This is a genomic window from Promicromonospora kroppenstedtii DSM 19349 (assembly GCF_000515355.1).
GTDB lineage: Bacteria > Actinomycetota > Actinomycetes > Actinomycetales > Cellulomonadaceae > Promicromonospora > Promicromonospora kroppenstedtii.
Genome location: NZ_KI911610.1, coordinates 1 through 1,077, shown reverse-complemented (window position 1 = coordinate 1,077; position 1,077 = coordinate 1). Strand labels below are relative to the sequence as shown.

Sequence of the window (1,077 nt, the reverse complement as noted above, 5' to 3'; positions counted from 1 at the left end):
TCCGGCCCGTAGGCCGCCGCGGTCCGGACGCCGGTGACGCCGCCCACGACCTCGGCGGCCTCGAGAGCCACCGCGTCGCTCGGCGCGGTCACGTCGGCGTCGCGGCCCGAGAACGCCACGACCGCATCGATCCCCGCGGCGGAGAGGGCCCCCTGCGCGCTCTCCGTCAGCGTGGACTCGATGTGCTCGCGGAACCCCGTGTTCTGCACGCTCGAGATGGCACCCAGCCCCAGGACGACGATGATCACCGGGGGCAGGACGACCTTCAGGTTCATGCCTTCACCTCGGACCCCGTCGGCTCCGCGTCGTCCTCGGCGGCGGCAGCCTTGGCCTCGTCCTCGGCGATCGCCTCGGCCTTGGCGTCGGCGCCCTCGATCTCGTCGACGTCCGTGTAGTCGACGTCCTTGCGGAACTTCGCGTGCCGGTCCTGGCCGCCGATCAGGTAGTCCTGGAACTCCTGCAGGCCGTCCTCGTCACCGTCGGCCAGGTACTGCGCCTGGTCGGTCCAGCTGCTGGCCGCAGGGGCGAACGTGATGCCGCCCGTGGCGAGCGCCTCCCGGATCTCCGTCTCCGTCGCGGCCGCGATCTTCGCGTACGTGGCGTAGCCGGCGGCCTTCAGCGTCGCCTCGATCTTGGGGCCGATGCCCTCGATGCGCTGCAGGTCCTGCGGCTCGGGCTCCGGCTCCGGGGCGGGCTCGGCGGCCGGCTCCGGGGCTGCTGCGGCCTCTGCCTCGTCCTCGGCCAGGGCAGCGGCCTTGGCCTCGGCGCCCTCGACCTCGTCGACGTCGGTGTAGTCGACGTTCTCGTTGAACTTCGCGCGCCGCTCCTGGCCGCCGATCAGGTAGTCCTGGTATTCGCGCAGGCCGTCCTCGTCGCCGTCCACCAGGTACTGCGCCTGGTCGGCCCAGCTCGTCGCGGCCGGGGCGAACTTGATGCCGCTCGCGGCCAGCGCCGCGCGCAGCTCGTCCTCGCTCGCGCCCGCGACCTTGGCGTAGGTGGTGTACCCGGCGGCCGTCAGGGCCGCCTCGATCTTGGGGCCGATGCCCTCGATGCGCTGCAGGTCCTGCGGCTCGGGCT

At 72.9% G+C, this 1,077-nt stretch carries 2 protein-coding genes; both read right to left on the bottom strand.

The annotated features are described in order from the left end of the window. A partial coding sequence (locus PROKR_RS33860; protein ID WP_036959790.1) for a hypothetical protein occupies positions 1-275 on the bottom strand: 275 nt, incomplete at its 3' end. Beyond that, on the bottom strand, positions 272-1,077 hold an 806-nt coding region (locus tag PROKR_RS33855), incomplete at its 5' end, for a helix-hairpin-helix domain-containing protein (RefSeq protein ID WP_051432660.1). The genes PROKR_RS33855 and PROKR_RS33860, both read right to left, overlap by 4 nt.